Genomic DNA, 3,793 nt, shown 5'->3' on the forward strand with positions numbered 1-3,793 from the left:
TGTCATAATCCGGTCCATAAAGAACCTTGACCAAGTCTTCATCCGTGACATTCGTCAGGTCTTTGTCGGCTTTGTCCGACACATCCCCATAAATAGGTACGACAGACGTCTCCCAATAATCGCCATTCCAAAACAACATTATAACAGCATTTGTTTCGGTAGAGACCTCTATCGGAACACCCGCATTTAAAAAATTGGCAAATGTGATGTTTCCCGGCTTATTCGACAAATACAAATATGTCGTTTTTATTCCCGATTTGGCATTTGGCTCAAACGTTGCCGGATCATCTACCACTCCTTGCAACGGACCTTCTACCCGATTACTGTCTATCCATTTCTTGTTGAGAAAATCCCATACCCATATCGAATTGGTCTCTCCGTTCACGAAAAAACCACCGGGGATTCCTCCGTTAGGGTGTCTGGACAAAAATGCGCCGACTCCCCAATAATATCCCATAAATTTTCCTTGTGTAAACATTTTTCTGATCTTAAATAACTTATTTATAATTCTATAATTCCGGCAATACGACTCTTCCTGCCATTTGTGCCGCCATATCCGGTTGCCCCAATATTTCATAAACCATAGCTGCGCAGACATATCCAACAGCATCCGCCAACCTGACCGGGACATCATAACCGCCATCCTGCATTTCCAGGACAGGTACATACACTGCACTATCGACCTCATGAACACGTAAAGACGCAGGTAACGAATAATAATCCAGAACAACCCTATCCGATGCAGACATAGATAAAACGGCAACAGGCTTATTCACCCCTCCTCGCACATACCGATTATATTGCAGTTCGCTTTTTGCATGGCAAGAATTTATAAACCGGGTTACCGGACGATTCCAACCTTTCATTTTAAAAGAAAGCACTCTCAACACCTTTTCCGGGAAAACCACTCTGCCACTGCCATCCTGGCGTTTTTCCGGAAATAAAACATCTTTACACTCCTTTCCTTCTAACAGATGAACCGGAGCTGTAATAAATACCCGGGCAATCGCATCCGGGAGTTTAGCACGAATATACTCTCCCACATCGACTCCAAAAATGTCTATTTCAGCAGTCTCATTCTCCGGAAGCAATTCTTCCATATTCGTCCGGATTTTCTTCAACCACTTTTCTTCCGATTCCAGCATATCTACTTCTGTTTTTATAGATTACTCTTCAACAAAGGGAACACTATTCCATTCTTCTTTGCAGACTTTTCAATTCTCTCAGGAGAAGACAATTCATATTCAGGAACAGAATATGGCTTTTTTCTCAACAACTCTTTGGCATTCTGCCAAGTTTTAATATAAGGGATCGGCTTTAATTCAATTTCTTTTTCATCACAAAAGCAAGTCTCCTCCAGCAAATAAAATTTGCGCCCATATCCACTATCCGACTCGATTGCTCTTTGCAAATCGACATCTGTCGTCGCATAATAACCGTGAACATTGTCCTTCGAGATAAAATGAATACGTACGTTACGGTTTCCGACTTGTACAACCGTACTTAAATTTCCATGACGAGTCTCGTATGTTTTTATATTCTTCATATTCTAAAATCTGGAAATTAATAATCGAGATGATGTGATCCGGGACAGATCACATCATCATTACAAAAAAATTATGCTGTTTTAGGTACAATACGCATATGAGCTGCCGGATAGCGCAGGGTCAAGCAACTTGCTTCTGTAAGTACAAGAGCATCGGTATTCCGGATACCAGCACCCTTCAGATCGAGTTTCTGACTTCCGAACGGTACGTGAGCCCATTTTGAGATAAACTCCGGATCGAAAATAAACCCGTAATCGCTCATCCCGCAGTCATCAAAAACCTCGGAATACAAGATAAAGAGCTTACCGAATTTTGATTTAATTTCAGAAAAGTCTATTCCCCATTTTACAAAATCATCATTAGCCGATACCACTTTGGTAATCTCCAGCTTGTTTATGCGACCGATAAAGTCCGAACCGCCGATCAACACCTTTCGTTTATTCCCCCCATTTCCGGTAAACGCCTCTTTCATAATATCGATAAGATCATTTTGAGTAAGCTCTGATTTCGGATCAAATTCATATTCTTTTCCGGCTTGCCACCAAATTCCGCCTGTTAAAGAAACATTTTCTTTTTTCTTAGAATCATATATCATACGTTTTACACCGAACATGAATGTTTTTTCCATCCCCAAACGCATATCGTAAATTGCGGCCTCCTCAGAATCAGAAAAATCCCATTCCACCTCTTTATTCGCAATTTTCTGGAAAGTAGATTGTTCTACCTGCATTTTAAATATCTGACAGAAATTCTGCTCTTTCACCGGAAGCGCTTCGAATTGCGCGGTCTGCACATCCAACTCCGTGGCGGCACGCCCCATCCGTATAAATGTCGTACCTTTATCGATAGATGGAACACAATTCTCAATCGATCCTATTTTTTTCCCGTTGATTGCATAAACATTCAATTCTCCATTTTCTTCTTTACTGGAAATATAAAGCACCAAATCGGCTTTCGATTCCGTCACACCGTCTGCTTCATAGCCTTTAACTCCTTGAACGAGAATCGTCTCAGAAACTTCGAAAATGTCGTTATTCGTTGTGTTCAATTTGACTTTCTGAGAAGCAGCCGTAACATCAGAAGAGGTCGGTTCTGTATAAGCGACATTCAATGTCGCTTTAGTAGGTTTTACATCTACCGAATAATAGTCGACAATCATAGATCCCGAACGGCGAGCTCCCGTCCAACGAGATAATTGATCTATCGGAGTGGACATAGGTCGTATTTTGGTAATCCGTTTATCGACCTCACTCATGAGAAGCCCTTCGCTCTCACGACGACTAATATCCGTAGTCAGCGGTTCTCCGGTCAATATTTTTCCACCCGACATACCCGGTATTACCGCCGCCATTGCAAACGTACAATCCCGATAAATCACGACCAATAAAATCACGACCAGAATTGCAACCATCCAAAACCAGAAATCTTTCGATTTCAAAAACTTAAATACTCTATTCATTACTAATTGTTTTTAAAAGATAAATAATCGGTTAATTATACTTGCTGATGTTAATTCATTAAATGTTTATTTGATTTTACATGTCCCACACACTGCGACGACGTCTCAATCCGAATCCCGGAGTCAGGTTCTCTTCCTCTTCACTCCTTGACGAACGGTTATTATGCAATCCCGGCAAGGCGTCTCCATCCGATTGTCTTTTCTCCAGCAAAATGCGTTCGTTACGACCTCTTACTTCTGCAGCCCTCTCTGCACATCCCAGATCATTATCATAATTGACCCCTTTGAATAATATTTCCAAAACATCCGGTGTAAAGTCGCTCATAAACACATGTTCACAGATATGATGCACTCTCTCGAGAAAATTATCGAAATCATTGTCACTCATATTTTTCGCTTCTTTAAACCGGCTGATCGCACGCTTGCTGTGTTCCCAATTTTCGGCCATCTCCTTTTCAAGTTTACGGTTTGCCGACATACGGGCAAGAAACTCATCATTCTCTTTTTGTAATTGCGCCATACGATTTTCATCATTGGCACACTCCAATACATCTTTTCCGAAATACCTCACACAAGCGACCAATGCGTCCTCTCCGGATATTACATCAGAAATAAACCCTCCCATTTTCGGATTACTGATAAAAAGTGTGGCAAGTTTCGTCTGGTCATCCCGCAACTTTTCATACCGGTCGCACAAATGCGTGTCATACTCTACTAAAGCATCAAAAAACGTATCGTCGCTGTCTAAAAGACGGTCGGGAAAACGTTTTCTCAATTTCTCCAGAAT

5 protein-coding genes are annotated in these 3,793 nt (G+C 41.4%); all 5 read right to left on the bottom strand.

The genetic code is table 11. The annotated features are described in order from the left end of the window. Positions 1-478, bottom strand: a 478-nt coding sequence (locus AC1WHX_RS11075) for a hypothetical protein (RefSeq protein WP_481229355.1), incomplete at its 3' end; no start/stop codon positions are given. 31 nt (positions 479-509) lie between these two features. Beyond that, positions 510-1,145 carry a hypothetical protein gene (locus AC1WHX_RS11080; RefSeq protein ID WP_481229356.1) on the bottom strand — a complete coding sequence of 212 codons (636 nt, stop codon included), beginning with the start codon at positions 1,143-1,145 and terminating at the stop codon, positions 510-512. Between the two features lie 14 nt (positions 1,146-1,159). After that, positions 1,160-1,546 carry a hypothetical protein gene (locus AC1WHX_RS11085; RefSeq protein WP_481229358.1) on the bottom strand — a complete coding sequence of 129 codons (387 nt, stop codon included), beginning with the start codon at positions 1,544-1,546 and terminating at the stop codon, positions 1,160-1,162. Between the two features lie 71 nt (positions 1,547-1,617). Further along, entirely contained in the window at positions 1,618-3,006 is a 1,389-nt protein-coding gene (locus AC1WHX_RS11090; RefSeq protein WP_122338091.1) for an SU10 major capsid protein, read from the bottom strand. Positions 3,007-3,082: 76 nt separating this feature from the next. Then, positions 3,083-3,793 (bottom strand): hypothetical protein (locus AC1WHX_RS11095; RefSeq protein ID WP_481229359.1); only part of this gene is annotated, 711 nt, incomplete at its 5' end.

The sequence above is a fragment of the Coprobacter sp. genome (genome assembly GCF_982436375.1).

Excerpts from the sequence above, each read along its gene's own strand:
- AC1WHX_RS11080 (WP_481229356.1), bottom strand. The coding sequence starts at position 1,145 with ATGCTGGAATCGGAAGAAAAGTGGTTGAAGAAAATCCGGACGAATATG.
- AC1WHX_RS11085 (WP_481229358.1), bottom strand. The coding sequence starts at position 1,546 with ATGAAGAATATAAAAACATACGAGACTCGTCATGGAAATTTAAGTACG.
- AC1WHX_RS11090 (WP_122338091.1), bottom strand. The coding sequence starts at position 3,006 with ATGAATAGAGTATTTAAGTTTTTGAAATCGAAAGATTTCTGGTTTTGG.